Origin of the sequence: Actinosynnema pretiosum (assembly GCF_024171695.1) — a bacterium.
In the GTDB taxonomy this organism is placed as follows: Bacteria; Actinomycetota; Actinomycetes; order Mycobacteriales; family Pseudonocardiaceae; genus Actinosynnema; species Actinosynnema pretiosum.
The window spans coordinates 238,886-264,317 of sequence record NZ_JAMTCF010000002.1 but is presented as its reverse complement, the minus strand read 5'-3'; the positions used below and the strand labels follow the sequence as shown (position 1 = coordinate 264,317).

The window sequence follows — 25,432 nt, the reverse complement described above, 5'->3', positions numbered from 1 at the left end:
GGTCAGGCCGACTTCTCGCGGCGCTCCCGGCGGCTGGGCTGCCGGGACACGATGGTCGGGTTCACGTTCTCCTTCACCGTCTGCTCGGTGATGACGACCTTGGCGACGTCGGTGCGGCTCGGGATGTCGTACATCACCGGCAGCAGCACCTCCTCCATGATCGCCCGCAGGCCGCGAGCCCCCGTGCCGCGCAGGATCGCCTGGTCGGCGACCGCCTCCAGCGCGGACTTGGTGAACTCCAGCTCGACGCCGTCCATCTCGAACAGCTTCTGGTACTGCTTGACCAGGGCGTTCTTCGGCTCGGTGAGGATGCGCACCAGGGACGGCTGGTCCAGGTTGGTCACGCTGGCGACCATCGGCAGGCGGCCGATGAACTCCGGGATCAGCCCGAACTTGATCAGGTCCTCCGGCATCGACTCGGCGAAGTAGTCCGCCGCGTCGACCTCGGCCTTGGTGCGGACCTCGGCGCCGAAGCCGAGCCCGCGCTTGCCGATCCGGTCCTGGATGATCTTCTCCAGGCCCGCGAAGGCGCCCGCCACGATGAACAGCACGTTCGTCGTGTCGATCTGGATGAACTCCTGGTGCGGGTGCTTGCGACCGCCCTGCGGGGGCACCGACGCCGTGGTCCCCTCCAGTATCTTCAGCAGGGCCTGCTGCACGCCCTCGCCGGAGACGTCGCGGGTGATCGACGGGTTCTCGCTCTTGCGGGCGATCTTGTCGACCTCGTCGATGTAGATGATCCCGGTCTCGGCCCGCTTGACGTCGTAGTCCGCCGCCTGGATGAGCTTGAGCAGGATGTTCTCGACGTCCTCGCCGACGTAGCCCGCCTCGGTCAGCGCGGTCGCGTCGGCGATGGCGAACGGGACGTTCAGCATCTTCGCGAGCGTCTGCGCGAGGTAGGTCTTGCCGCAGCCGGTGGGGCCGAGCATGAGGATGTTCGACTTGGCCAGCTCGACCCCGTCGTCCCGCCCCTCACGCCCCCGGTCACCCGCCTGGATGCGCTTGTAGTGGTTGTAGACCGCCACCGAGAGGGTCCGCTTGGCCTCGCTCTGGCCGATCACGTACTGGTCGAGGAAGTCGTGGATCTCGGCGGGCTTGGGCAGCTCGTCGAGCTTGACGTCGCCCGCCTCCGCGAGTTCTTCCTCGATGATCTCGTTGCAGAGGTCGATGCACTCATCGCAGATGTAGACGCCGGGACCGGCGATGAGTTTTTTCACCTGCTTCTGGCTCTTGCCGCAGAAAGAGCACTTCAGCAGGTCGCCGCCGTCACCGATACGCGCCATGACCGCTGACCTCTGTCCCCTCCGGCGCACCGGGGGTCGGCGCGCCTGACTGCTGATGAGGCGGGAACCCGCGGAAAGAGCGGGAAACCGCCGTGTTCCCCTCGAAGGTACCTGGCCCACCCTCGTGGGTGGGAGCACCAGCGTGCCCCCGACCCGGCGAACCCGGCGGCAACCCGTCGGGCACGGCGTGTCGGGGGCCCGCCGTCAGGACCGGGCCGAGAGCTTCCGGTAAGGCAGAACGGTGTCGACGATCCCGTACTCCTTGGCCTCCTCGGCCGTCAGGATCTTGTCGCGCTCGATGTCGGCGCGCACCTGCTCCGGGGAGCGGTTGGTGTGGTGCGCCAGGGTCGTCTCGAGGAGCCTGCGCACGCGCTGGATCTCGTTCGACTGGATCTCCAGGTCGGACACCTGGCCGTACACGCCCTCGGTGGCGGGCTGGTGGATCAGCACCCGCGCGTTCGGCAGCGCGTGGCGCTTGCCCGGCGTGCCCGCCGCCAGCAGCACGGCCGCCGCGGAGGACGCCTGGCCCAGGCAGTAGGTCTGGATGTCCGGGCGGACGAACTGCATGGTGTCGTAGATGGCCATCAGCGAGGTGAACGAGCCACCCGGCGAGTTGATGTACATCAGGATGTCCCGGTCCGGGTCCTCGGACTCCAGCACGAGCAGCTGGGCCATCACGTCGTTCGCCGAGGCGTCGTCCACCTGCACGCCGAGGAAGATGATGCGCTCCTCGAACAGCTTGTTGTACGGGTTGGACTCCTTGACGCCGTAGCTCGTGCGCTCGACGAACGAGGGAAGCACGTACCGGGACTGCGGCGCGTGGAACTGGCTCACTGGAATCTCCTGGTCCTGTGCTCGCCGGTCTTCAGTGGGGCCCGCCCGCCTGGTTCAGGCCTGCGGTGCGCCCGCTGCGCCGTGCGAACCCCTTCACCTCGACCTTAACGAAGGCGGGCGGCGTCGCCTTCCCGACACCGCCCGCGTTCGCTCAGGGCTTCACTCCTCGGTGGAGTCGTCCTGCTTGGCCTCGCCGAACAGCTCGTCCAGGTCGAGCTTCTCGCCGGACTCGTCGGTCACGGTCGCCTGGCGCACCACGGTGGCCAGGGCCTTGCCGCGCCGCACGTCCGCGAAGATCGCGCCGAGCTGGCCGGACTGCTGCGCCCGCTTGACGTACTCGTCGGGGCTGATGCCGAAGCGCTGCGCCTGGTAGATGATCCGCTCGGTCAGCTCGGCGTCGGAGACAGTGAGCTGCTCGGCGTCGGCGATGGCGTCCAGCACGAGCTGGGTCTTGACCGCCTGCTCGGACGCGGTGCGGACCTCGGCGTCGAACTCCTCCTTGGTCTGGCCCTGCTCGGCCAGCCAGGCGTCGAAGCGCTCCTGGTCGTGGTCGAACGAGTGGACCGCGTCGTGCTCGCGGACCTCGATCTCGCTCTGCACGACGGCCTCGGGCAGCGGCACCTCGACGCTGGCGAGCAGCGCCTCCAGGACCTTGTCGCGGGCCTCGACGCCCTGCTGCATCTTCTTCACCCGGCCGAGGCGGGTGCGCAGGTCGTCCTTGAGCTCGTCGAGCGTGTCGAACTCGCTGGCCAGCTGCGCGAACTCGTCGTCCAGCTCGGGGAGCTGGCGCTCCTTCACGCTGCTCAGCACGACGACGACGTCGGCGTCGCGGCCCGCGTGGTCGCCCGCGACCAGCTTGGTGGTGAAGTTCTTGGTCTCGCCCTCGGAGGCGCCGACCAGGGCCTCGTCGATGCCCTCGACGAGCTGGCCGGAGCCGATCTCGTAGGACAGGCCGGAGGTCTTGGCCTCCTCGACCTCTTCACCGTCGACGGTGGCGGACAGGTCGACCACGACGAAGTCACCCTGCTGGGCGGGGCGCTTCACACCGGCGAGGGTGCCGAAGCGCGCGCGCAGCTCGTCGAGCTGGGTGGTCACGTCCTCGTCGGTGACCTCCTGCTCGCCGACGCTCACCGACAGCTCGCCGAAGGCGGGCACGGTGATCTCGGGGCGGACGTCGACCTCGGCGGTGAACTCGATGGTCCCACCGTCCTCGATCTTGGTCACCTCGAAGTCGGGGCGGCCCAGGGTGCGCAGCTCACCGGAGTTCACGGCCTCCAGGTACTTCGCCGGGATGGCCTCCTGCACGACCTCGTCCAGGACGGGAGCGCGACCGATGCGGCTCTCCAGGACGCGGGCGGGGGCCTTGCCGGGGCGGAAGCCGGGGATGCGGACCTGCTTGGCCAGCTTGCGGTACGCGCGGTCGAAGTCCGACTTGAGCTCGTCGAACGGCACCTCGACGTTGATCCGGACCCGCGTCGGGCTCAGGTGCTCGACGGTGCTCTTCAACGTGGTCTCCTCGTAACGGGACGTGCGGAACATCCCGCGACGCCCAGGGCGACACCCAGGGGCGAAACGGGATTCGCCTGAGTCTAGGCGAGGCCGCCCCCGGCCGGGGTGGCACCCCGCGACCGGGTGGTTCGCGCGTCGGTGCGGGCGGCCCGCGCCGCGCGCGTGAGCGAGTCGAGGCCCCGGCAGGCGCGCGCGGTTTTCCGACATGACTCCCCGCACGAAATAGTTTTCGGCGCGCCGGGCGCCGTCGAATCACCTCGGGCCGGGTTTTCCCGGCCGTCGCGGAAGCGGACGAACCGGGCGGTCGCGGCACGCCCGATCGCGCGGGCAGTCGTGCGGACAACGAGTGCGACCGGGCGGGCGCGCCGGTTTGGGCAGCCTTTACCGCCCTTGCGGTCACCCATTCCGCCGTTGCGGGGAACATCCGCGTACCAGCACCCCGGAGCGGACACCTGGACCAGCACCCGTTGCTCCGTTCGCAGGCCCCCGCCGTGCACCGGGAGCGTGAAACCGAACGTAACCGGACAGCGGCGGGCTCAAGTGGGGTAACACTGGCGCCGCAGCGCACTATTACCCACAGCGACGAACGGGGCGGAACGCTACCCTTTCCAGGTGAAGTGAGGCCATTTGGAGCACCGGTACGCAGAAAACTTTCACGCCCGGAGATGACTCCACTCGCCGTAGTCCATTAGTGTGGGATTCCGGTACCGTTGCGCCGCAGGCCGCAAGAAGGCGGCCAGGAAAGAAGATTAAGTCATCCGGACGCCCCACCGTCGAACGAGTGAACGCGACGGGCGACCGGGCACGGAACGAGCGAGACATGTCATCGCGCTCTTTACCACCTACCAGAAAAGGTGCCGATGACCCCGATGAAGACCATTCCGCCGATTCCCCCGAACACGCGGGCGACCGCCCGTCCGCCGCTCGGGCAACCGCACCACGGGCTTGCGCGCCACCCGGAACCCCAGGGCCCGGCCGCGAGGCGATGTTGAGCAGGAGCCCGGCCACCAGCCGGGACCGGCCGACCACCGCCACGCGCGGAACCCACGGCGAACCGCCTCTCGCCGTGATCCACTCACGGACCTTGGGGAGTTCCATGGAGACCCGTCAGCTTCTGGCGTTCACCACAGTGGTGCAGACCGGCAGCTTCACGAAGGCCGCCGCCACGCTGAACTGCTCGCAGCCCACGATCACCACCAGGATCAAGGCGCTGGAGGAGACCCTCGGCGTCGCCCTGTTCCGCAGGTTGCCGCGCGGCATCCAGATGACCTCCGCCGGGGTCGAGCTGCTGCCGTTCGCGCGCAACATCATCACGCTCACCGACAAGGCCCGCAAGGCCATCACCATGAACGGGGAGCCGCACGGGCACCTCGTGATCGGCAGCGCCCAGAGCCTCACCGACTACCGGCTCTTACCCCTGATCGAGTACATGTGCTGGCGCTACCCGAGCGTCCAGATCTCGCTGCACTCGCGAACAACCCGGTCGAACCTGGCCGCCGTGCGCGAGGGCAGGCTCGACTGCGCGTTCTTCATCGGCCCGGTCGAGCAGCGGGACGGGCTGGAGACGACGGTGCTGTGCCCCGAACCGCTGGTGATGGTCGCGGGCCCCGGCCACGCGCTGGCGAGGACGGGCGCCGTGACCGAGGCCGACCTGCGGGGCAGCACCCTGGTCAGGGCCGAGAACGGGGCGAGCTACCACGAGCAGTTCGAGCGGGCGCTGGGCCTGCACGAGGCCGAGTCTCGGTCGCCGGTGCTGGCGCTGGACTCGGTCGACGCGGCCAAGCGGGCGGTCGCCTCGGGGCTGGGCATCTCGCTGGTGCCGGAGGTCACGGTGGCGGCGGAGCTGGCGGACGGCAGGCTCAGCCGGATCGGCTGGACCCCGCCGTTCCGGGTGTTCACCCAGTTCGCCTGGCGCCAGGACAACTCGGCGAACCCGTCGGTGACCGCGCTGGTCTCGGCGGCGGCGCAGGTGGTGAGCGAGCAGGTGGCCGCGACGCCCGCCTAGGGGCGCCGACGTGCAGGGCCGTGATGCGGAGCGGCCCCCTCGTGCTGCGCAGAGGGGGCCGAGACCGTCGGGGCGACAGGATTTGAACCTGCGACCCCCCGCTCCCAAAGCGGGTGCGCTACCAAACTGCGCCACGCCCCGGTCACCAGGAGCTTAGCGCGACGCGCTAAGCTGTTTTCAGCACCCACCCGGTGGGCGCTGCGCGGGTGTAGCTCAATGGTAGAGCCCCAGCCTTCCAAGCTGGTCATGCGGGTTCGATTCCCGTCACCCGCTCCACAACATCATCGCTGGTGGCAGACCTGGAGACCGTCCCACGTGGACGGTCTTCGGCGTTTCCGGGGCAGGTGCTCGCGCACCGCCCGCGCCCCCTCGGCCCGCCCGCCGCGCTCGGGGTGTCGCGGGCGGCGGGCGCGGGGTGGCGCTCGTCCGGTCGGGGCGGCGCGGTCCACGAACGGCCGCACGGGTGTCGGGGCGCGGCGTGGGGACCCGGCGGTCCGATCGGGCGCGCGGACTCCGCCCGTCGGCGTTCGGAGAACTGCCCCGAACCGCGAACTCGCGCACCCCTCCCCCGCGCCGAATGCGGAACCGGGAATTCGGCCGCGCGCTTTTCCCTCCGGGGCGCGCCGGAACGGGGGCGGGCAACCGCGCTGGTCGCGGGCCGCGCGCGGGCGACACGGCATTCCACGGGTGCCCGGAGAACAATGGCGCAGCGGTTAGCATTGTCCGGCCCGGAAGAGCGCTCGACTACTAGCAAAATTGCTTCTCCCATTCGGATTAACCACGAATGGGGGACAGCAGAGGACGGAAGGCGGGCCGTGGAACTCGACGTCGATTCCCTTGCCGACGCCATCGCGCAGATCCTTCGGTTGAAGGTCACGCGGTCGGGTGAGGCCTACACGTACCGCATCGGGGACTTCCACTCGATCTCCACCGCGACCTCGGAGCTGGCCTCGGTGGCGGCCTCCGTGGAGGCGCACCGGCCGCTCGACGGGACCGCCGTCGCCTCCGACAAGTCCTTCGAGGTGCTGGTGCAGTTCAGCAGGCCCAGCGGGAACCTGCGCAGGCTCCTGGGCGAGGGCCTGGTGCTGGCCGACGACCAGCAGGGCGTGCGCTACGAGGTCGGCCCGCCGAGCGTGGGCTACCTGCTGCGGATGCGGGACGGGCTCAAGGAGCGCGGCGTGCCCGCCGACCGGATCGTGTTCGGGCCCTTCGACCCCAAGCGGTTGGTGGAGGACCGGCAGGAGCGCGACTGGACGGTGTTCGACCTGCTGCGCGAGGCCACCAGCCTGCTCACCCTGCGGATCACCTCGGAGCGCCCGCGCACGGCCGCGTCCTGGGCCGCCTCGGCGCAGGCCGTGCTGTTCCACCTCGCCTACAACCTGGACGTGGCGCTGGTGCCCGCGCGCGACTTCGACGACGTGGTCCGCCCCTCGGTGATCTCGCGGGTGCGCAGGGCCCGCGCGGGCGACGTGGACGTGCCGCGCCGCGCGTACGTCGGCGACCTGGTGCACCACTACCAGCTGGGGGTCTCGGCGGACAGCCCGGTGCTGGAGTTCCTGTCCTACTACCACGTCGCCGAGCACTTCTTCGAGACCGCGTACCAGGACGACCTGATCAACCAGGTGCAGCAGTCGCTCACCGCGCCCGCGTTCTCCTACCGCCGCAAGAAGGACCTGCGGGAGCTGATCCGCAAGGTCGGGCGAGCCGCGCGGGTGGAGGGCGACGAGATCGTGGTCAACGAGCAGGTCGCGCTGCGGCTGGTGCTCCAGCGGCACGTGGACCTGGCCGTGCTCGCGCAGGACCTCACCACGTACGACCGGGGCCTGGTCGAGCACTACGCGACGCGGGCGGTCCGGTTCGCCGAGGGCGACAAGGTGGACCTGCGCGGGCGGGACTCGGCGCTGGTGTTCAGCGCGCTCAGCCGCCGCATCCTCAAGACCCGCAACGCGCTGGTGCACGGGCGCGAGGGCATCAAGGGCCGGTTCACGCCGTTCGCCGACGACGCGCACCTGGCGCCGGAGGTGCCGCTGGCGCGGTTCGTGGCCGAGCAGATCATCGTGTCGACGTCGACGCTCGCGCCGGGGTGAGCGCGGCTAGCCGAGCAGGCGGGGGCCGAGGTGGACGGCCAGCACCACGACCAGGAACCCGATCAGGGTGGTGGACAGGCACCTGAGCAGCACCAGCAGCTTCGCGCGCGTCATCGGGCCAGTGTGCACACCGGGGGGTGCGCGCGCGGGCAGGCGCCGCCGGTCGGGGGGAAATCGCTTCGCGCTCTCCCCCGTGCGGGCGTAAGAACGCGGCATGGCGTTCACCACCAGGAGCTTCTCGATCACCGAGCTGGGCGACTTCCAGCGGCTGTCCGACGCCGCCTTCCTCCAGGACACCACCGAGCCCGAGCGGTGGCTGCCGCTGTTCGAGGCGCCCCGCAGCACGGCCGTGCTGGACGGCGACGAGCTGATCGGCGGGGCGGCGATCTGCTCCCGGCGGCTCACCCTGCCCGGCGCGGGCCAGCACCCGGTGGCGGCGGTGACCGGCGTGGCGGTCAAGCCGGGGCACCGCAGGCGCGGGGTGCTCACCGAGCTGATGCGGGTCCAGCTGCACGGGCTGCGCGAGGGCGGGCGCGAGGCGATCGCGGCGCTGTGGGCGTCCGAGGCGGGGATCTACGGGCGGTTCGGGTACGGGCACGCGGCCGACTTCCAGGCGCTGTCGCTCCCGCGCGGGGCCGCGTTCGCGCCGCACGTGGACGTCGGCGGCACGCGGGTGGCGGAGCTATCGCGCGCGGAGGCGATGCCGTTCATGGTGGAGCTGCGGCAGGAGCTGACCCCGCTGCGGACCGGGTGGCTGTCCAGGAGCGCGGCGAACTGGCAGATCCACTTCGCCGACGAGCCGGGCGATCGGGACGGGCTCAGCGCCTACCGGTACGCGGTTCACCCGGACGGGTACGCGGTGTACCGGGTCAAGCACGACTGGGGGCACTCCGGGCCCCGGCACGAGGCGCACGTGCGGGAGCTGGTGGCGCGCACGGACGAGGCGTACGCGGCGCTGTACCGGTACCTGCTGGACCTGGACATGGTCGGCTCGGTCGAGCAGTACGCGGGGTCCGGCGAGCCGGTGACCCGGTTGCTGGCCGACCCGAGGGCGGCGTCGCGGCGGCTGGTGGACTCGCTGTGGGTGCGGCTGGTGGACGTGGAGCGGGCGCTGCCGCTGCGGCGGTACGCGGTGGACGTGGACGTCGTGCTGGAGGTCGTGGACGCGTTCTGCCCGTGGAACGCGGGGCGGTGGCGGTTCTCGGTGCGGGACGGGGTGGCGTCGGTGGTGCGGACCGAGGCGGACGCGGAGGTGGTGGCGAGCGCCCGCGCGCTGGGCGCGGCGTTCCTGGGCGGGGTGAGGCTGAGCACCCTGGGCGCGGCGCAGGAGGTGCGGGAGGTGGCGCCGGGGGCGCTCTCCCGGTTGACGCAGGCGTTCCTGGGCGAGCAGGAGCCGCACTGCGCGGAGGTGTTCTGAGCCGGATTCGACCCGAACGGGCGGTTTCCCGCCTCGGGAGGGGAACCGGGGGACGGCCGCGCTCGTTCTACCGGGCAGGACGGACAGCCGAGACCCCTTGGAGGGAACCGTGGGCACCGCAGTCGTGCTCGTGCTGCTCGTGGTCGTGGCGGGCGCGATCTTCGTGTCGTCGCGCAACCGCGCGGCGGCCCGGCAGCGCGAGCTTGAGGACGCGCAGGCCGACGCGCGGCGCTGGGTCGAGCGGCTCGGCGGGCAGGTGATGTCGTTGACGGGCACCGACACCGCGTCGACGCAGGCCCTCGCCGACGCCTCCGAGCGGTTCACCGCCGCCGGGTCGCAGATGGAGCAGGCCAAGACGGTCGAGCAGTGCAGGCTCGTGACGCAGACCGCGATGGAGGGCCTGTACTACGTGCGGGCCGCGCGGACCGCCATGGGCATCGACCCCGGCCCCGAGCTGCCGGACCTGACCGGCCAGGGCAAGGCGGGCCGCGTTTCCGAGGACCGGAACGTCAGCGTGGAGGGCCACAGCTACGCGGCATCGCCGCAGCCGGGGCAGAACACGCCGCACTACTACCCCGGCGGTGTGGTGGCCGGGCGGCCGGTGCCGCAGGGCTGGTACAGCGAGCCCTGGTGGAAGCCCGCGCTGGTCGCGGGCGCCTGGGGCGTCGGCTCGATGCTGCTGATGAGCGCGATGTTCTCCGGGATGTCCGGGGTGTCGCCGGACGTGCTGAACGAGGCTTACGCCGACGGGTACGCGGACGGCGCCGAGGGCGCTGACGGCGGCGACGGCGGCGGTGACATGGGTGGCGACGACTTCGGTGGTGGCGACTTCGGCGGGTTCGACAGCGGCGGCGGTTTCGACGGTGGCGGCGACTTCGGCGGCGGTTTCGACTTCTGAGCCGTGACGGCGCTGAGGGCGGTTTCCCCGCAGGGAAACCGCCCTCAGCGCTGCAAGCCCTGTGAAGCGGAGCGGTGACCACGCAGGAGGCGCTTTTCCTCCTGCGGGGTCAGGCCTCCGCTTCTAGGAGTGTCACCGCTCCGCTTCTAGGAATGTCGCTGGCAAGAAGGACACCAGTACAGGTTGCGGGCGGCCAGGACCGCGTGCGCCACCGGGGTCCCGCAGACCAGGCAGGGCTGTCCCGCCCGCCGGTAGACGTAGACCTCGCCGCCGTGCCGGTCCTCGCGCGGGGCGCGGCCGGTCGCCTCCGGCAGGTGCTCCGGGCGCACGGTGTCGATGCGGCCTGCCTTCACGCCGTCGCGCATCAGGGCCACCAGGTCCGGCCACATCGCCGACCACAGCTCCTCGTCCACGGCGCTGCCCTGCTTCATCGGGTCGATGCCGTGGCGGAACAGCAGCTCCGCGCGGTAGATGTTGCCGATCCCGGCCACGACCCTCTGGTCCATCAGCAGGGTGGCCAGCGGCTGCTTGGAGCGCCGGATCCTGGCCAGCGCCTCGGCGGGCTTCGCGTCCCGGCGCAGCGGGTCCGGGCCGAGGCGGGCGCGCAGCGCGGCCACCCCGTCCAGGGTCAGCACCTCGCACGCGGCCGGGCCGCGCAGGTCGGTCCAGTGGTGCTCGGCCTCGATCCGCATCCGCACCTGCCCCACCGGCTCGGTCATCGGCGGCTCGTGCTCGGCGAACTTGCCGTACAGGCCCAGGTGGACGTGCACGATCGCGTCCGGTCCGTACACGTGCAGCAGGTGCTTGCCGTGCGCCTCGGCCTTGACCAGCACCCGGCCGTCCACCGCCTCGGCGGCGAAGCGGCCCTGCGGGCTGGTGACGGTGAGCGCCCGGCCCGCGTAGGTGCGCTGGTGCAGCCGCGCGATGCGGTGCAGGACGTGGCCCTCAGGCATCGGTCCGCCCCGGTCGCGCCTCGGGCGTGAAGGGGACCACCGGGCACAGGTGGGTGCGGACGGTCGTGCGGGCGTCGCGGGCCAGCAGCTCGCGGGCCAGCGCCTCGGCACGCGGGCGGTCGTGGCGGGCCAGGACCGCGCACAGGTCGGCCGCTTGCAGCACCCGGTCGAAGTCCGGCTCGTCGGTGCGGGCCAGGCAGCGGCCGATCGCCTCGGCCAGCGCGTCGGCCAGCTCCGGCTCGTCGGCCGCGTGGGCGAGCTGCCAGTCGAAGCGGACCTCGTCGGCGCGGGCCAGCAGCTCGCGCAGCGCGGTCAGCCTGGCCTGCTCGTCGTCGGTGCGGCCCCTGCCCTCGGCGACCGCGCCCGCCAGCTCCGGGAACGAGTAGTCGCCGTCGGTGCCCGCGCGGAACTTGCCGTACCAGGGGGAGCCCCGACCGGCCCGCGCGATCGCGGCCACGACCGGGTACACCGGGGCGTGGCCCCAGGCGGTGAGCGCGAGGACCGCCAGGAACCGGTGGTAGCCCTCGGCGGACTCGTCGGTGAGCAGCGCCCTGAGGTCCGCGACCCGCGCCAGGTAGCGCGGGTCGCCGGAGTACAGCACCTCGTCGGGCTCGGAGAGCGGTTCGCCGTCCGCGTCGCGGAACAGCAGGTCGCGTGCGGTGGGCATCAGGGCAGGGCCGGGGCCTGACCGGTGCGCTCGTACTCGGCGAGGATCTCGACGCGCCGGGCGTGCCGCTCCTGCTCGGAGAACGGGGTCGCGAGGAACGCCTCGACGATCGCCGTGGCCTCCTCGGTGGTGTGCATCCGACCGCCGACGCCGATCAGCTGGGCGTTGTTGTGCTGGCGGGCGAGCTGGGCGGTCTCGGTGTTGTAGGCCAGGGCGCAGCGGGCGCCGGGGACCTTGTTGGCCGCGATCTGCTCCCCGTTGCCGGAGCCGCCGATCACGATGCCCAGGCTGCCCTCGTCGGCGACGACGCGGCGGGCCGCCTCGATGCAGAACGGGGGGTAGTCGTCCTCGGCGTCGTACACCGCCGGGCCGACGTCGACGACCTCGTGGCCCGTCTCGGTCAGGTACTGCACGAGGTGGGTCTTCAGCTCGAAGCCCGCGTGGTCCGATCCAAGGTAAACGCGCACGTCGGTGAAGTCTGCCATCCTGCGCGCCGTGTTCGGACAACAGGGTTGCCGGGTCAGGGTGGAGTGGGGCGGCGAGGGGGTGTCCGCGCTGGGCGGTGAGTGCGCGGTCCTCGTGGTGGTCGACGTTCTGTCGTTCACCACGGCGGTGGATGTGGTGGTCGGGCGGGACGCGAGCGTGCGGCCGGTGGTGTGGGGCGAGCGGGACTCGGCCGAGGGGTCGCGGTGGGCGCTGCGGCCCTCGGCGCTGCTGGAGGTCCCGCCGGGCGAGGAGGTGGTGCTGGCCTCGCCCAACGGGGCGACGCTGTGCGCGCTCGCCGGGGCGACGGGGGCGGTGGTGCTGGCCGGCTGCCTGCGCAACGCGGGCGCGGTGGCCGCCGCCGCGGTGGAGCTGGCGGGCGGCGGGCCGATCGGGGTGGTCCCGGCCGGGGAGCGGTGGGGCGTGGACCTGACCTCGGGGACTCCCGCCTCGGCGGGACCGCTGCGGCCGTGCGCCGAGGACCTGCTGGGCGCGGGCGCGGTCGTGGCCGGGCTGGTGAGGGCGCTGGCGGGCGAGGGGGACCTGCCGCCGGACGGGCTGCTGTCGGTGGAGGCCCGGCTGGCCGCGACGGCGTGGGCGGGCGCCGACGTGGCGGCGGCGCTGCGCGGGTGCGGCTCGGGCCGGGAGCTGATCGCGGCGGGACGCGCGGCCGACGTGGAGCTGGCGGCACTGGTCGGCGCGAGCACGTCCGCGCCCCGGCTCGTCGACGGCGTGCTGCGGGCGCACTCACCCGGACGGGTGCCCGATCAACGGCCGGAAAGCGCTTAACTTTTCACCCTTAAAGGTGAAGCCGCCCCGCAGCGGCACGGGTTCGCGCCGCTGCGGGGAGCCGGTCTCAGGAGAAGTCGAGCGACCCGGTGCGGGTGCGCTTGAGCTCGAAGAACTCCGGGAAGCCCGCGAGCAGCCTGGCGCCGTCGAAGACCTTCACCGCGTCCTCGCCGCGCGGGATCTTCGTGAGCACGGGCCCGAAGAACGCCACCCCGTCGATGTGGATGGTGGGCGTGCCGACGTCCATGCCCACCGGGTCCATGCCGCGGTGGTGGCTGGCCTTGAGCTCCTCGTCGTGCTCGGTGGAGGTGGCGGCGGCGGCCAGCTCGGCGGGCAGCCCGACCTCCTCCAGGGCGAGCTTGATGACCTCGTCCCAGTCCTTGTTGCCCTCGTTGTGGATGCGGGTGCCCAGCGCGGTGTACAGGTCGCGCAGCACCGCGTTGCCGTGCGCCTTCTCGGCCGCGATCGCCACCCGGACGGGCCCCCAGCCCTTGTCCATCATCTCGCGGTACTGCGGGTCGAGGTCGCGGCCCTCGTTGAGGACGGACAAGCTCATGACGTGGAACTCCAGGTCGAGGTCCCGGTGCTTCTCGACCTCCAGGATCCACCGGGAGGTGATCCACGCGAACGGGCAGAGCGGGTCGAAGTAGAAGTCGACCTTGGTGCTGCCTGCTGACGACATGCTGCTGTCCTCACTGCCGGTGCGGTCGTGACGGGGTGCCCGACTGCGGTCCCCCGTCAACAGACAACCACCCGGCCGCCCGTCCTCTTCCCGGCGATGGAGTCCACCTGATCCGCCCGCGCGTGATTGGATGCGGAGGCCGTGTTCACCAACACGACACCATTTCCATTTCCCCGTACCGACGAGGTCGGCGCTCCGCGCGACGACAGACGAGGTGACCAGTGGCGGCACCCAACCTCACCCGCGACGAGGCGCAGCAGCGCGCCGGACTGCTGGAAGTCGACTCCTACCGGATCGAGCTGGACCTGACCGACGGAGGCGGCAAGCCGGGTTCGGAGACGTTCCGCTCGACCACGGCGGTGACCTTCCGCAGCCGCGAGGCGGGTGCCTCCACCCGCATCGACCTCGTGGCCGCCTCGGTGCGCCGCGCGGTGCTCAACGGCGTCGAGCTCGACGTCTCCGGCTACCGCGAGGAGGACGGCATCGCGCTGTCCGACCTGGCCGAGACCAACGAGCTCCTGGTCGAGGCCGACTGCCGGTACATGAACACCGGTGAGGGCCTGCACCGGTTCGTCGACCCGGTCGACGGCGAGGTCTACCTGTACTCGCAGTTCGAGACGGCCGACGCGAAGCGCATGTTCACCTGCTTCGACCAGCCCGACCTCAAGGCCGTCTACGACATCACCGTGCAGGCGCCCGCGCACTGGAAGGTGGTGTCCAACGCGGCGGTCGAGTCCACCTCGGAGGGCGAGGGCGGCGCCGCCAAGCACGTCTTCGGCACCACGAAGCCCATGTCCACCTACCTGGTGGCGATGGTCGCCGGACCGTACGCCGAGTGGCGCGACGAGTTCACCGACGGCGAGACCACGATCCCCCTCGGCATCTACTGCCGCGCCTCGCTGGCCGCGCACATGGACCACGAGCGGCTGTTCACCGAGACCAAGCAGGGCTTCGGGTTCTTCCACGAGGCGTTCGGCGTGAAGTACCCGTTCGGGAAGTACGACCAGTGCTTCGTGCCGGAGTTCAACGCGGGCGCGATGGAGAACGCGGGCTGCGTCACCTTCCTGGAGGACTACGTCTTCCGCAGCCGGGTGACGCGCTACCTGTACGAGCGCCGCGCCGAGACCGTGCTGCACGAGATGGCGCACATGTGGTTCGGCGACCTGGTCACCATGCGCTGGTGGGACGACCTGTGGCTGAACGAGTCGTTCGCCACCTGGGCGTCGGTGCTGGCGCAGGCGGGCGCGACCGAGTACAAGCACGCCTGGACCACGTTCGCGAAGATCGAGAAGTCCTGGGCGTACCGGCAGGACCAGCTCCCGTCGACGCACCCGGTGGCCGCGGACATCCCGGACGTGCAGGCGGTCGAGGTCAACTTCGACGGCATCACGTACGCCAAGGGCGCCTCGGTGCTCAAGCAGCTGGTGGCGTACGTGGGCCTGGAGAACTTCCTGGCGGGCCTGCGGGTCTACTTCGCCAAGCACTCGTGGGGCAACGCCACGCTGGCCGACCTGCTGGGCGCGCTGGAGGAGGCCTCCGGCCGCGACCTGTCGTGGTGGAGCGCGCAGTGGCTGGAGACCACCGGCCTGAACCTGCTGCGCCCCAAGTACTCCGTGGACGCCGAGGGCCGGTTCACCGAGTTCGCCGTCGTGCAGGGCGGGGCGCGGCCGGGCGCGGGCGAGCTGCGCACGCACCGGCTGGCCGTCGGCGTGTACGACGAGGAGGACGGCAAGCTGGTGCGCAAGCACCGGGTCGAGCTGGACGTGTCCGGCGAGAGCACGGACGTGCCCGAGCTGGTCGGCGTGCACCGGGGCAAGCTGGTGCTGGTCAACGACGACGACCTCACCTACTGCACGATGCGGCTGGACCCGGACTCGCTGGCGACGCTGGTCGACCGGATCTCCGACATCGCCGAGCCGCTGCCGCGCACCCTGTGCTGGTCGGCCGCGTGGGAGATGACCCGCGAGGCCGAGCTGAAGGCCCGCGACTTCGTGAACCTGGTGCTGGGCGGGCTGGGCTCGGAGTCCGAGGTGGGCGTGGTGCAGCGGCTGCTGCTCCAGGCGCAGACCGCGCTGTCGTCCTACGCGGACGCGTCGTGGCGCGCGGAGGGCTGGTCGCGGTTCACCGCCACCACCCTGGACCTGGCGCGGAGCGCGGAGCCGGGCTCGGACCACCAGCTGGCGTTCGTCAACGCGCTCACCGGGTCGGTGCTGGACGAGGAGGCCGTGGCGGTGCTGAAGGGCTGGCTGGACGGCTCCGCGCCGCTGGCCGGGCTCGACGTGGACACCGACCTGCGGTGGCGGCTGCTCCAGGCGCTGGTGGCGCACGGCGCGGCGGGTGCCGAGGAGATCGCGGCCGAGGAGGAGCGCGACCCCACCTCCACCGGGCACCGGCGGGCGCAGTCGGCGCGCGCGATGCGGCCGACGGTGGAGGCCAAGGACGAGGCCTGGGACCGGGCGGTGAACGACGACGCCCTGCCGAACGCGGTGAGCGAGGCGATCGTCTTCGGCATCCAGCACCCGGCGCAGAAGGAGCTGCTGGCGCCGTACGCGGCCCGGTACTTCCGGGACGTGGCGGACGTGTGGGAGCGGCGGTCCAGCGAGCGGGCGCAGTCCGTGGTCGTGGGGCTGTACCCGTCGTGGTCGATCACCCAGGAGACGGTGGCGGCCTCGGACGAGTGGCTGGCCCAGGAGCGCCCGCCCGCGCTGCGGCGGTTGGTGTCGGAGGGGCGCGCGGGCATCGTGCGCGCGCTTGCGGCGCAGGAGTTCGACCGGCTGTAACACTCCTAACGCCGAGGAGGCCTGCCTGCGCAGAGGAAAAGCGTCTCTGCGCAGGCACCGCTCCTCGGCGTCTTCACGGGTGCTGACGTGCGAGAGCCCCGGTGGACGGTGTCCACCGGGGCTCTCGGTGTTCGGGGGTACTTACTTTCTGCCTGCCTGGTCCGTCAGCATTCGCAGCCCGCCGACGATGCCGCCGGACAGGTCGCCCTCCTTGAAGGAGGCGATCATGCTCATGACCGCGAGCTTCGCGCCCCGGTCGGCCAGCCTGCGGTGCGCTTCCTCTCCGGTCACGACCTCGACCACGCGCTCGCCGGGCGACACCGCGACCAGCACGGCGGTCGACGGCCTCGGGGTCGAGGCGTGCAGCTGCTCCGCCTTCGCCCTGCTCTCCTTGCCGCCCAGCTCGCCCAGGTAGACGCTGAAGTCCAGGCCGGTCGTGCGGCTGGCCAGGGTCAGGGCGTCGTCCAGGGCGGCGAGCTGCACCGGCGTGAACGGCAGGCTCGGGGTCTGGGCCTCGTGCATCCGCGCCGCGGAGATCCGGCCGCTGCCGGTGATCGCCTCACCGGGCTTCAGGTCCGCCGGGTCGATCGCGGGACGGGCCACCTCACCAGCTCCCACGAGCGCCTCCCCTGGCCGTTCCGCCTGCCGCCTGAGCGGTCCCGGTGCTGCTGGTCGCCTGCTGTCCCACCGCGTTCGCGCTCCACCAGACCGGCGGGTGGGTCCACTCCTGGCCCGGTCGGTAGCGCTGGACGCGGTTCGTCTTCCGCCTCAGCGTCAGTAGCGCGATCACGCCGAAGAGGGCCAGCGGGATCAGCGCGAAGACGAGAACGGTCTCCACGATGGTCACGGCCGCTACCGTAACCGATCAGCCGCGCGCCGTCCGATCGGGGGCGAGCGCCCCTTCGCTGGTCAGCGGGCGACCCCAGGGGTCTCCCGGCTGTGAACGGCCGAGCCGCGCCACGAGGGCTCCGGCAACCGTTCGGCCCAGCGCCCCGAGCCGGGCGCAGCATCCCGCACGGCCGGACGGTCTGCCACCGGACGGGTGTGGACGGGTGCCGGTTTGGCGTCTTGTCCTTCCCGGTCAAGCCTTCTAACTTTTCACCTGTACGGACCTTGCGGTTCCGCCCCAGGTTGGCAAATCCCACACATTGAGCCACGGAAGGCACGACATGTACACCTCGGAGTCCCCCCAGGCTGTTGTCGTCACCCTTTTGCCGGACACCCACTGGACGCAATCTGTTACGGCCACTCGGCGGTTCGCGGCGACCGCCAGAGCCGCTCTCGGCACGGCGGACGAGTCCGTCCGCATCACGGCGACCGACTCCGTCCGGATCACCTGCCTGGGCAGCGCGCGCACCGCGGCGGCCGACCGGCGCTTCGAGGGCGCGCCGGGCCCTCTCCGCACCAGTGCGGACGACAGCGTGCGGATCACGGCGGGCGGGAGCGTGCGGATCACGGGGCGTGACGACTCGGTCCGGATCACGGCGGCCGACGACTCGGTCCGCATCACGGCGCGGCAGGACGACGGGTCCGTGCGCATCACGGCGGCGGACGACTCGGTGCGCATCACCGCGCACGACGACAGCGTCCGCATCACCGCGCACGACGACTCGGTGCGCATCACGGCGCGCGACGACGACAGCGTCCGCATCACGGCGCGCCAGGACGACAGCGTGCGCATCACCGCGCTCGCCGCGTGAGAGGGGGCCGGGTCAGCCCCTAAGCAGCCGGTTCCCCCAGGTACGGGAGCCACTGCGGGTCGGCCTCGGTCACCCCGGCCAGGAGCCGCCAGTGCGGGCCCCTGGGCGCGGCGGGCACCACGCGCAACCGCCACCCCAGCTCCGACAGCAGCTTGTCGGCCTTGCGGTGGTTGCACTTGGCGCAGCACGCCACGCAGTTGGTCCACGTGTGGGGGCCGCCCCGGCTCCTCGGCACGACGTGGTCGATCGTCTCGGCCCGCCCGCCGCAGTAGGCGCACCGGTACCGGTCGCGGTGCATCAGCCCCGCCCTGGTCAGCGGCACGCGCCCGCGGTAGGGCACCCGGACGTGGTTGCTCAGCCTGATCACCGAGGGCACGAGCACCTCGGCCGTCGAGGAGTGCAGCACGGTCCCGTCCGGGTCCCCGTGCACCACCTCGGCCTTGCCGCAGACCACGAGCACGACGGCGCGGCGCAGCGGCAGCGCGGTCAGGGGCTCGAAGGTCGTGTTGAGCAGCAGCACCTTGCGTCTACCCCAGGGGAACACGATCGGCGTGACCACCGACCCGGACCCCTCCCCACCGGCCACAGCGTGCACACCTGGCTGTTTTTGGCCGGACGGGGCCGGCGGCGCGATCCCGGCGTTCACCAGGGCGCCGATCGGGGTGGGTTGTCGGTCTGGCACGCGACCACCTCCACCGGTTCTGCGCCTAGCAGACCACACTTCACCCCCAAAAATCACCTGTGATATGCGACCTGTCGTCGACCGGAAGCCCGATCCCCGACGCGCCGCCTCCTATCGGCGATCGTTTTCAACGGCGGGGCTACGCTCGGCGAGGTGACCGAGCACAGTCCCGCGACACTGCCCGCGACGCCCGCGTACCCACCGGCCACCCGGCTGGACCTCGTCGAGGACCTGCACGGGCGCCGGGTCGCCGACCCGTACCGCTGGCTGGAGGACCCGGCCGCCCCCGAGACCGAGCGCTGGTCCGCGGCGCAGGACGAGCTGACCGCGTCCTGGCTGGGCGCGCTGCCCGGCCGCGAGGCGCTGGCCGCCCGGCTGGCCGAGCTGAGCCGCACCGGGTCGGTCGGCGCGCCGGTGTGGCGGGCGGGCCGCGCGTTCTTCACCCGCCGCGACCCCGACCAGGACCACGCCGTGCTGCGCGTGCGCGAGCCGGACGGCTCGGAGCGGGTGCTGCTCGACCCGGTGGCGCTGGACCCGACCGGCGCGACGACCCTGGACGGCTGGTCGCCCTCGCGCGAGGGGACCCGGCTGGCCTACCAGGTGTCGGTGGGCGGCGACGAGCACTCGCTGCTGCACGTGCTGGACGTGGACTCCGGCGAGCTGGTCGAGGGCCCGATCGACCGCTGCCGCTACTCCCCCGTCGGCTGGCTGCCCGGCGGCGAGGAGTTCTTCTACGTGCGGCAGCTCGCCCCCGAGCTGGTGCCGGAGGACGAGCGGCTGTTCCACCGCAGGGTGTGGCGGCACCGGGTGGGCGCCGACCCGTCGACCGACGCGAACGTGCACGGCGACGAGCTGGACCACACCTACTACTACGGCCTGTCGGTGTCGGCGGACGGCCGCTGGCTGGTGGTCAGCGGCGCGGCGGGCACGGTGCAGCACAACTCGGTGTGGATCGCGGACCTGGCCGCGTCCGACTCACCGGCAGGCGGCGGCCTGCGCCCGGTGATCACCGCCGACGCGGGCGCGCGGACCGGCGCGTCGGTGGCCCGCGACGGCAGGCTGTACCTGACCACGAGCCTGGGCGCCCCGAGGTTCCGGCTGTGCGTCACCGACCCGGCCGACCCCGGCGCGCCCGAGGACTGGACCGAGCTGGTGCCCGAGCAGCAGGACTCGGTGCTGGAGGGCTCGGGCCTGGTGGCGGGGTCGCTGGTGCTGCTGCGCACCCGGCACGCGGTGTCCGAGCTGCACCTGCACGACGCGTCCGGGGCGCACGTGCGCGAGATCCCGACGCCGGGCACGGGCTCGGTGCACGGCTGGACGACCACCGACGCGCTCACCGACCCGGACGACGACCGGCTGTGGTTCGGCTGGACCGACTTCGCCACGCCGGTGTCCGTGCACCGCTTCTCGATCTCGACCGGCGAGACCGTCCTGGACACCCCCAACCCCGGCTCGGTGCGGCTGCCGGACGTGACCACCCGGCAGGTCGAGTTCACCTCGCCGGACGGCACCACCGTGCGGATGTTCCTGGTCGCGGGCTCGGCCGAGCCCGACCTGCCCAGGCCCGCGCTGCTCACCGGCTACGGCGGCTTCGCCGTCGGCCGGGGCCCCGGCTACACCTCGACCGCGCTGGCCTGGGCCGAGGCGGGCGGGGTGTGGGCGCACGTGTCGCTGCGCGGCGGTGACGAGGAGGGCGAGGAGTGGCACCGGGCGGGCAGGCGCGAGCGCAAGCAGAACGTGTTCGACGACTTCCACGCCGCCGCCGAGCACCTGGTGGGACAGGGGTGGACGACCCCGCAGCAACTGGCGATCATGGGTGGGTCCAACGGCGGACTGCTGGTCGGGGCCGCGCTGACCCAGCGGCCGGAGCTGTACGCGGCGGTGGTCTGCTCGGCGCCGCTGCTCGACATGGTCCGGTACGAGCGGTTCCTGCTGGGCAGGCTGTGGGCCGAGGAGTACGGCAGCGCGGCCGTCCCGGAGGAGCTGGGCTGGCTGCTGTCCTACTCTCCGTACCACCGGGTCGCACCCGGAGTTGAGTACCCTTCGGTGCTGTTCACGGTGTTCGAGTCGGACAGCCGGGTCGACCCCAACCACGCCCGCAAGATGTGCGCGGCCCTCCAGGCCGCCACGGCGAGCGATCCGGTCAAGCACCCGGTGCTGATCCGCCGGGAGACCGAGGTCGGCCACGCGGGCCGGTCGGTGAGCAGGTCGGTCGCGCTGGCCGCGGACCAGGTGTCGTTCCTGGCGTGGGCGACCGGCCTGGAGCTGTGAGCCGCTGGGCCGTGGACCGCCGGGTTGTCAGCCGCTAGGGAGGATTCGCAGGTGGAGGTCGTGGACGACGTGAAGTCGACGTTGGCCGTTGACTGGTGGGTGGAGAACGGGCCGAAGCTCGCGGAGGGCGCGATCCGGATCACGCTCACGGTGCTGATCGCCGTGATCGTCCGGTTCCTGCTCCGGCGGTTGATCGACCGGCTCACCCTCGGCGGGAACGGCAAGGACCGCAAGCCCCGGCTGCTGCGACCGCTGCGCGAGCGGGCCCCGCAGGCGCTGGGCGCGCTGGTGTCCGAGCGCCGCGAGCAGCGCGCCCGCACCATCGGCTCGGTCCTCAAGTCCGTCGTCACGATGGTCGTGTTCGGCGTGGCGTTCATCCAGGTGCTCACCGAGCTGGGCATGAACGTCGCGCCGATCCTGACCTCCGCGGGCATCCTGGGCGTCGCGATCGGCTTCGGCGCCCAGAACCTGGTGAAGGACTTCCTGTCCGGCATGTTCATGATGCTGGAGGACCAGTACGGCGTCGGCGACGTGGTCGACCTCGGCCCGGCCACCGGCACCGTGGAGAGCGTCGGCCTGCGGATCACCACGATCCGGGACACCAACGGCACCGTCTGGTACGTGCGCAACGGCGAGATCCTGCGGGTGGGCAACTCCTCGCAGGGCTTCGCCGTGGCGGTGGTGGACCTGCCGCTGGCGTACGGCGCGAACCTGGCCGACGTCACCGCGATCCTGTCCAAGGCCGCCGCCGAGGCGACCGAGTCCGAGCCGCTGTCCGACGACGTGATCGCGAAGCCGGACGTGCTCGGTGTGGAGAAGGTCACCCCGGAGGGCCTGACCATCCGGGTGACGACGAAGGTGCGGCCGGGCCGCCAGTGGGCGGTGCAGCGGGCGCTGCGGGCGAAGCTGATGCCCGCGCTGGAGGACCAGGGCATCTCGCTGAGCCCGGCCGCCGCGACGGCGCCCTCCGTGACGCCCGCCCCGCCCCGCAACTACGGCACGCCGACGCCCGTGATCAAGAAGTCCTGATGGCCGCCCCCGTGCGCGCTCGCGGGCGGCGGTGAGTCAGGATGGACGGGTGACCACGCCGGAGAACTTCTACGAAGCGGTGGGCGGGTACGAGACGTTCCGCCGCATCGTCGCCCGCTTCTACGAGGAGGTCGCCAAGGACGAGGTGCTGCGGCCGATGTACCCGGAGCAGGACCTGGGGCCCGCCGAGGAGCGGTTCCGGCTCTTCCTCATGCAGTACTGGGGCGGCCCGCACACCTACTCCGAGCGCAGGGGCCACCCCCGGCTGCGGATGCGGCACATGCCGTTCGAGATCGGGCCGAGGGAGCGGGACGCCTGGCTGCGCTGCGCCAAGGTCGGCGTGGACGAGGCCGACCTCACGCCCCAGCAGCGGGAGCAGCTGTGGGGGTACCTGGAGATGGCCGCGAACAGCCTGGTCAACACCTGGGGCTGAGCGGTACCCCGACCGCACTCCCGCGACTGCCCCGACCGGGTCCCGGCCGACCACACCGAATGGCAGGATGAACCCTCGTGCGACGTTCCTCCGACCTCAGCCCCGAGCAGGCCGACGAGTCAGCCTGGTGGCACGACGCCGTCTTCTACCAGGTCTACGTCCGCTCGTTCGCCGACTCGAACGGCGACGGGGTCGGTGATCTGGACGGCATCCGCTCCCGGCTCGGCTACCTCGAACTGCTGGGCGTCGACGCCCTGTGGCTCACGCCGTTCTACACCTCCCCGATGGCCGACCACGGCTACGACGTCGCGGACCCGCGCGACGTCGACCCGCTGTTCGGCGACCTGGCCGCGTTCGACCGGCTGGTCGCCGAGGCCCACGAGCACAACATGAAGATCACCGTCGACCTGGTGCCGAACCACAGCAGCGACCGGCACGAGTGGTTCCAGGCCGCGCTGCTGGCCGGGCCGGGCAGCCCCGAGCGGAACCGCTACATCTTCCGCGACGGGCAGGGCTTCGACGGCTCGCAGCCGCCGAACAACTGGACCAGCATCTTCGGCGGCCCGGCGTGGACGCGGGTCGCGGACGGCCAGTGGTACCTGCACCTGTTCGCGCCGGAGCAGCCGGACCTGAACTGGGACAACCCGGAGGTGCCCGCCGACCTGGCGCGGACCCTGCGGTTCTGGTTGGACCGGGGCGTCGACGGGTTCCGGATCGACGTCGCGCACGGCATGGCCAAGCCGCACGGCCTGCCGGACATGGACGTGCGCGCCGAGCAGGCCTCCGGGGTGCTGCACGACAACGCGCTCGACCCGAGGTTCGACGACGACGGCGTGCACGAGCACCACCGGATGATCCGGAAGGTGATCGACTCCTACCCCGGCCGGATGGCCGTGGGCGAGATCTGGGTGCAGGGCGACGACCGGTTCGCCCGCTACGTGCGGCCGGACGAGCTGCACCTGGGCTTCAACTTCCGCCTGGTGCAGGCCGGGTTCGAGGCCGAGCAGGTGCGCGCGGCGATCGAGCACGCGCTGGCCGCCGTGGCGCCGACCGGCACCCCGCCGACCTGGACGCTGTCCAACCACGACGTGGTGCGGCACGTGACCCGGTACGGCGGCGGCGCGCTGGGCGCGCAGCGGGCGCGGGCGATGGCGCTGGTGCAGCTGGCGCTGCCGGGCGTGGTCTACCTGTACAACGGCGAGGAGCTGGGCCTGCCGAACGTGGAGCTGCCCGACTGGGCGCTCCAGGACCCGACGTGGGAGCGCTCCGGGCACACCGACCGGGGCCGCGACGGCTGCCGCGTGCCGCTGCCCTGGGAGGGCTCGGCCCCGCCGTTCGGGTTCACCTCCGGGCACGGGACCTGGCTGCCGCAGCCGGAGGAGTGGGCCGGGCTGACCGCCGAGCGGCAGCTGGAGGACCCGGACTCGATGCTGTCGCTGTACCGGCAGGCGCTGGAGCTGCGGAAGTCCACCGAGGGCATGTCCGGCACCGAGCTGGAGTGGTACGGGGCGCCCCCCGGCTGCTTCGCGTTCCGCCGCAAGGGCGGGGGGCTGATCTGCGCCCTGAACACCTCGGGCGCACCGGTGCCGCTGCCGCCGGGCGAGGTCCTGCTCTCCAGCGGGCCGATGGACGGCGACCAGCTCCCCCCGGACACCGCCGTCTGGCTCGTCTGAGCCACACCCAACGGCACCCCCGACCTGCTTTGTGAAGCGGAGCGGTGACTGCGCACGGGGCGCTTTTCCCCGTGCGCAGTCAGGCCTCCGCTTCTAGGAGTGACACAGCCTCCGCTTCTAGGAGTGACACAGCCTCCCGGCCCTCGTCCTCACACCAGCAGCGGCAGCATCGAGTGCCGACGCCTGACCACCGCGCCGAAGCGGGCGTCGATGCGCAGCCACGAGTCGGTCGCGGTCACCCGGACGTCGTCGCCGCCCAGGAAGCCCATGCCGGACAGCGCGAACAGGCAGCGCAGCGGCACCTTCACGTCCAGGCCGGAGCCGGAGACGGTCAGCACGGTCTGGTCGAGCAGCGACGCGGGCGGGGTGCCGTGCGGGCCGGTGTTCTCCCTGGCCAGCGCGACGCCCTGGTCGGCCAGCTCGGTCACCACGGCGCCGGGCAGCAGGTCGACGCGCTGCCAGCCCTCCAGGGGCGGCAGGGCCGAGCGCCACATCAGGTCCTTGGCGGGACCGGCGTCGACCGTGTCGCCGCGCAGCACGGCCAGCCCGGTGAGCAGGTCGCTGCCGGAGACGGTGACGTCACCGGGGTCGACGCGGCCCGCGACGGTGCGGGTGGCGAGGGTGTCGAACGGGGTGGCCACCCAGGCGTCGACGCGCTCGCCCGACGGCCGGTTGCGCAATCGGACGACCACCTGCTGGTCGAGGCGGACCGCGCGGGCGACGAACGCCCCCAGGTCGTCGCGCTCGCTGGGGTCGCTGAAGACGAGCTCAGGCACCGGCACCTCCGGGCGTTCCGGCGCGCCACCCGGCGAGGAAGTCGCGCTCGGCTTCGGACAGTCGGCGGGGGCGGCCCGCCGCGACGTTGTAGGGCACCATCAGGGTCTCGGCCCTGGCGACGACCGGGCTGTCCGGCCTGCGGCTGCCCCTGACCGCGTAGTCGAGGGTGAAGGACGCGGACTTGAGCTCGCGGACCGACATCTCCACGACCACCTCGTCACCGCTGAACAGCAGCGGTTGCAGGTACTCGACGACGAGCTTGGCCACCACGACGCCCTCGCGGAGGTCGGGGACCCCCAGCCGGACGGCCTCGGTGAACAGCAGGTCGACGCGGGCCTCCTCCAGCAGAGTGACCGTGTTGGCGTGGTTGACGTGCCCGTACGCGTCCATGTCGGACCACCTCGGACGGACGCCGGTGACGAACACACCCAAGTTGAACGCGCCTCCCGCTTAGTCGCCTTGCCGAAACCCTATCGACGT

At 72.0% G+C, this 25,432-nt stretch carries 23 protein-coding genes and 2 tRNA genes; 12 read left to right on the top strand and 13 right to left on the bottom strand.

Annotated features, from left to right (window positions below; translation table 11 throughout):
- Nucleotides 1–2: 2 nt before the first annotated feature.
- The 3 genes from clpX to tig form a co-directional block, all read right to left on the bottom strand.
- Complete coding sequence (clpX, locus tag LV78_RS04470) at nucleotides 3–1,283, bottom strand: ATP-dependent Clp protease ATP-binding subunit ClpX (protein ID WP_015799999.1); 1,281 nt, start codon at nucleotides 1,281–1,283, stop codon at nucleotides 3–5.
- 204 nt (nucleotides 1,284–1,487) lie between these two features.
- A complete protein-coding gene (locus LV78_RS04465) occupies nucleotides 1,488–2,117 on the bottom strand; it encodes an ATP-dependent Clp protease proteolytic subunit (protein ID WP_253843442.1) in 630 nt (209 codons plus the stop codon).
- A gap of 159 nt (nucleotides 2,118–2,276) precedes the next feature.
- The gene (gene tig, locus LV78_RS04460; RefSeq protein WP_253843441.1) at nucleotides 2,277–3,623 is read right to left on the bottom strand and encodes a trigger factor; all 1,347 of its coding nucleotides are present in this window, start codon (nucleotides 3,621–3,623) and stop codon (nucleotides 2,277–2,279) included.
- A gap of 1,099 nt (nucleotides 3,624–4,722) precedes the next feature.
- On the opposite strand from tig, the gene LV78_RS04455 reads away from it, so the two are divergent.
- Nucleotides 4,723–5,631, top strand: a complete 909-nt coding sequence (locus tag LV78_RS04455) for a LysR family transcriptional regulator (protein WP_096491828.1) — start codon at nucleotides 4,723–4,725, stop codon at nucleotides 5,629–5,631.
- A gap of 67 nt (nucleotides 5,632–5,698) precedes the next feature.
- On the opposite strand, the gene LV78_RS04450 is transcribed toward LV78_RS04455, so the two are convergent.
- Nucleotides 5,699–5,772, bottom strand: a tRNA-Pro gene (locus LV78_RS04450).
- 61 nt (nucleotides 5,773–5,833) lie between these two features.
- Here LV78_RS04450 and LV78_RS04445 point away from each other — a divergent pair.
- From LV78_RS04445 to LV78_RS04430, 4 genes are all read left to right on the top strand, one after another.
- Nucleotides 5,834–5,907, top strand: a tRNA-Gly gene (locus tag LV78_RS04445).
- Nucleotides 5,908–6,446: 539 nt separating this feature from the next.
- The gene (locus LV78_RS04440) at nucleotides 6,447–7,718 is read left to right on the top strand and encodes a hypothetical protein (protein WP_253843440.1); all 1,272 of its coding nucleotides are present in this window, start codon (nucleotides 6,447–6,449) and stop codon (nucleotides 7,716–7,718) included.
- A gap of 214 nt (nucleotides 7,719–7,932) precedes the next feature.
- A complete protein-coding gene (locus tag LV78_RS04435; protein WP_253843439.1) occupies nucleotides 7,933–9,135 on the top strand; it encodes a GNAT family N-acetyltransferase in 1,203 nt (400 codons plus the stop codon).
- A 109-nt stretch (nucleotides 9,136–9,244) separates the two neighbouring features.
- A complete protein-coding gene (locus LV78_RS04430) occupies nucleotides 9,245–10,033 on the top strand; it encodes a hypothetical protein (protein WP_253843438.1) in 789 nt (262 codons plus the stop codon).
- 146 nt (nucleotides 10,034–10,179) lie between these two features.
- On the opposite strand, the gene LV78_RS04425 is transcribed toward LV78_RS04430, so the two are convergent.
- From LV78_RS04425 to LV78_RS04415, 3 genes are read right to left on the bottom strand one after another with little or no spacing between them, the layout of a single operon-like run.
- Nucleotides 10,180–10,986 carry an Fpg/Nei family DNA glycosylase gene (locus LV78_RS04425; RefSeq protein WP_253843437.1) on the bottom strand — a complete coding sequence of 269 codons (807 nt, stop codon included), beginning with the start codon at nucleotides 10,984–10,986 and terminating at the stop codon, nucleotides 10,180–10,182.
- Nucleotides 10,979–11,653, bottom strand: a complete 675-nt coding sequence (locus LV78_RS04420) for a hypothetical protein (RefSeq protein WP_253843436.1) — start codon at nucleotides 11,651–11,653, stop codon at nucleotides 10,979–10,981. Before LV78_RS04420 ends, LV78_RS04425 begins: the two co-directional genes overlap by 8 nt.
- Complete coding sequence (locus LV78_RS04415; RefSeq protein WP_253843435.1) at nucleotides 11,653–12,120, bottom strand: ribose-5-phosphate isomerase; 468 nt, start codon at nucleotides 12,118–12,120, stop codon at nucleotides 11,653–11,655. Before LV78_RS04415 ends, LV78_RS04420 begins: the two co-directional genes overlap by 1 nt.
- Nucleotides 12,121–12,148: 28 nt before the next feature.
- On the opposite strand from LV78_RS04415, the gene LV78_RS04410 reads away from it, so the two are divergent.
- A complete protein-coding gene (locus LV78_RS04410; protein ID WP_253843434.1) occupies nucleotides 12,149–12,925 on the top strand; it encodes a 2-phosphosulfolactate phosphatase in 777 nt (258 codons plus the stop codon).
- A 67-nt stretch (nucleotides 12,926–12,992) separates the two neighbouring features.
- On the opposite strand, the gene LV78_RS04405 is transcribed toward LV78_RS04410, so the two are convergent.
- Nucleotides 12,993–13,607, bottom strand: coding sequence for a mycothiol-dependent nitroreductase Rv2466c family protein (locus LV78_RS04405; protein WP_253843433.1), 615 nt, complete (start codon nucleotides 13,605–13,607; stop codon nucleotides 12,993–12,995).
- Between the two features lie 221 nt (nucleotides 13,608–13,828).
- On the opposite strand from LV78_RS04405, the gene pepN reads away from it, so the two are divergent.
- Complete coding sequence (gene pepN / locus LV78_RS04400; RefSeq protein ID WP_253843432.1) at nucleotides 13,829–16,387, top strand: aminopeptidase N; 2,559 nt, start codon at nucleotides 13,829–13,831, stop codon at nucleotides 16,385–16,387.
- Nucleotides 16,388–16,528: 141 nt separating this feature from the next.
- Here pepN and LV78_RS04395 read toward each other — a convergent pair whose 3' ends face one another.
- Both LV78_RS04395 and ctaJ read right to left on the bottom strand, forming a co-directional pair.
- Complete coding sequence (locus tag LV78_RS04395) at nucleotides 16,529–17,005, bottom strand: DUF5130 family protein (protein WP_253843431.1); 477 nt, start codon at nucleotides 17,003–17,005, stop codon at nucleotides 16,529–16,531.
- Nucleotides 16,992–17,234, bottom strand: coding sequence for an aa3-type cytochrome oxidase subunit CtaJ (ctaJ, locus tag LV78_RS04390; protein ID WP_253843430.1), 243 nt, complete (start codon nucleotides 17,232–17,234; stop codon nucleotides 16,992–16,994). The genes LV78_RS04395 and ctaJ overlap by 14 nt, the downstream gene beginning before the upstream one ends.
- A gap of 322 nt (nucleotides 17,235–17,556) precedes the next feature.
- Here ctaJ and LV78_RS04385 point away from each other — a divergent pair, with 322 nt between their 5' ends.
- Nucleotides 17,557–18,087 carry a DUF2345 domain-containing protein gene (locus tag LV78_RS04385; RefSeq protein WP_253843429.1) on the top strand — a complete coding sequence of 177 codons (531 nt, stop codon included), beginning with the start codon at nucleotides 17,557–17,559 and terminating at the stop codon, nucleotides 18,085–18,087.
- A gap of 19 nt (nucleotides 18,088–18,106) precedes the next feature.
- Here LV78_RS04385 and LV78_RS04380 read toward each other — a convergent pair whose 3' ends face one another.
- A complete protein-coding gene (locus LV78_RS04380; protein ID WP_372494787.1) occupies nucleotides 18,107–18,769 on the bottom strand; it encodes an HNH endonuclease in 663 nt (220 codons plus the stop codon).
- Nucleotides 18,770–18,922: 153 nt separating this feature from the next.
- Between LV78_RS04380 and LV78_RS04375 the strand changes: the two genes are divergently transcribed.
- The 4 genes from LV78_RS04375 (at nucleotide 18,923) to LV78_RS04360 (ending at nucleotide 24,175) form a co-directional block, all read left to right on the top strand.
- Nucleotides 18,923–21,040 (top strand): prolyl oligopeptidase family serine peptidase, encoded by a 2,118-nt coding sequence (locus tag LV78_RS04375; RefSeq protein WP_253843427.1) that lies wholly within the window; start codon nucleotides 18,923–18,925, stop codon nucleotides 21,038–21,040.
- Between the two features lie 51 nt (nucleotides 21,041–21,091).
- Nucleotides 21,092–22,069 carry a mechanosensitive ion channel family protein gene (locus LV78_RS04370; protein WP_372494786.1) on the top strand — a complete coding sequence of 326 codons (978 nt, stop codon included), beginning with the start codon at nucleotides 21,092–21,094 and terminating at the stop codon, nucleotides 22,067–22,069.
- A 49-nt stretch (nucleotides 22,070–22,118) separates the two neighbouring features.
- Nucleotides 22,119–22,502 (top strand): globin, encoded by a 384-nt coding sequence (locus LV78_RS04365; protein WP_253843426.1) that lies wholly within the window; start codon nucleotides 22,119–22,121, stop codon nucleotides 22,500–22,502.
- A gap of 77 nt (nucleotides 22,503–22,579) precedes the next feature.
- Nucleotides 22,580–24,175: a glycoside hydrolase family 13 protein gene (locus LV78_RS04360; RefSeq protein WP_253843425.1), complete on the top strand. Its 1,596-nt coding sequence runs from the start codon at nucleotides 22,580–22,582 to the stop codon at nucleotides 24,173–24,175.
- A 149-nt stretch (nucleotides 24,176–24,324) separates the two neighbouring features.
- Here LV78_RS04360 and LV78_RS04355 read toward each other — a convergent pair whose 3' ends face one another.
- Together LV78_RS04355 and LV78_RS04350 are read right to left on the bottom strand one after the other, a co-directional pair.
- Entirely contained in the window at nucleotides 24,325–24,951 is a 627-nt protein-coding gene (locus LV78_RS04355) for a DUF8185 domain-containing protein (protein ID WP_096497631.1), read from the bottom strand.
- Complete coding sequence (locus tag LV78_RS04350) at nucleotides 24,944–25,384, bottom strand: acyl-CoA thioesterase (RefSeq protein ID WP_096491813.1); 441 nt, start codon at nucleotides 25,382–25,384, stop codon at nucleotides 24,944–24,946. Before LV78_RS04350 ends, LV78_RS04355 begins: the two co-directional genes overlap by 8 nt.
- Nucleotides 25,385–25,432: the final 48 nt, after the last annotated feature.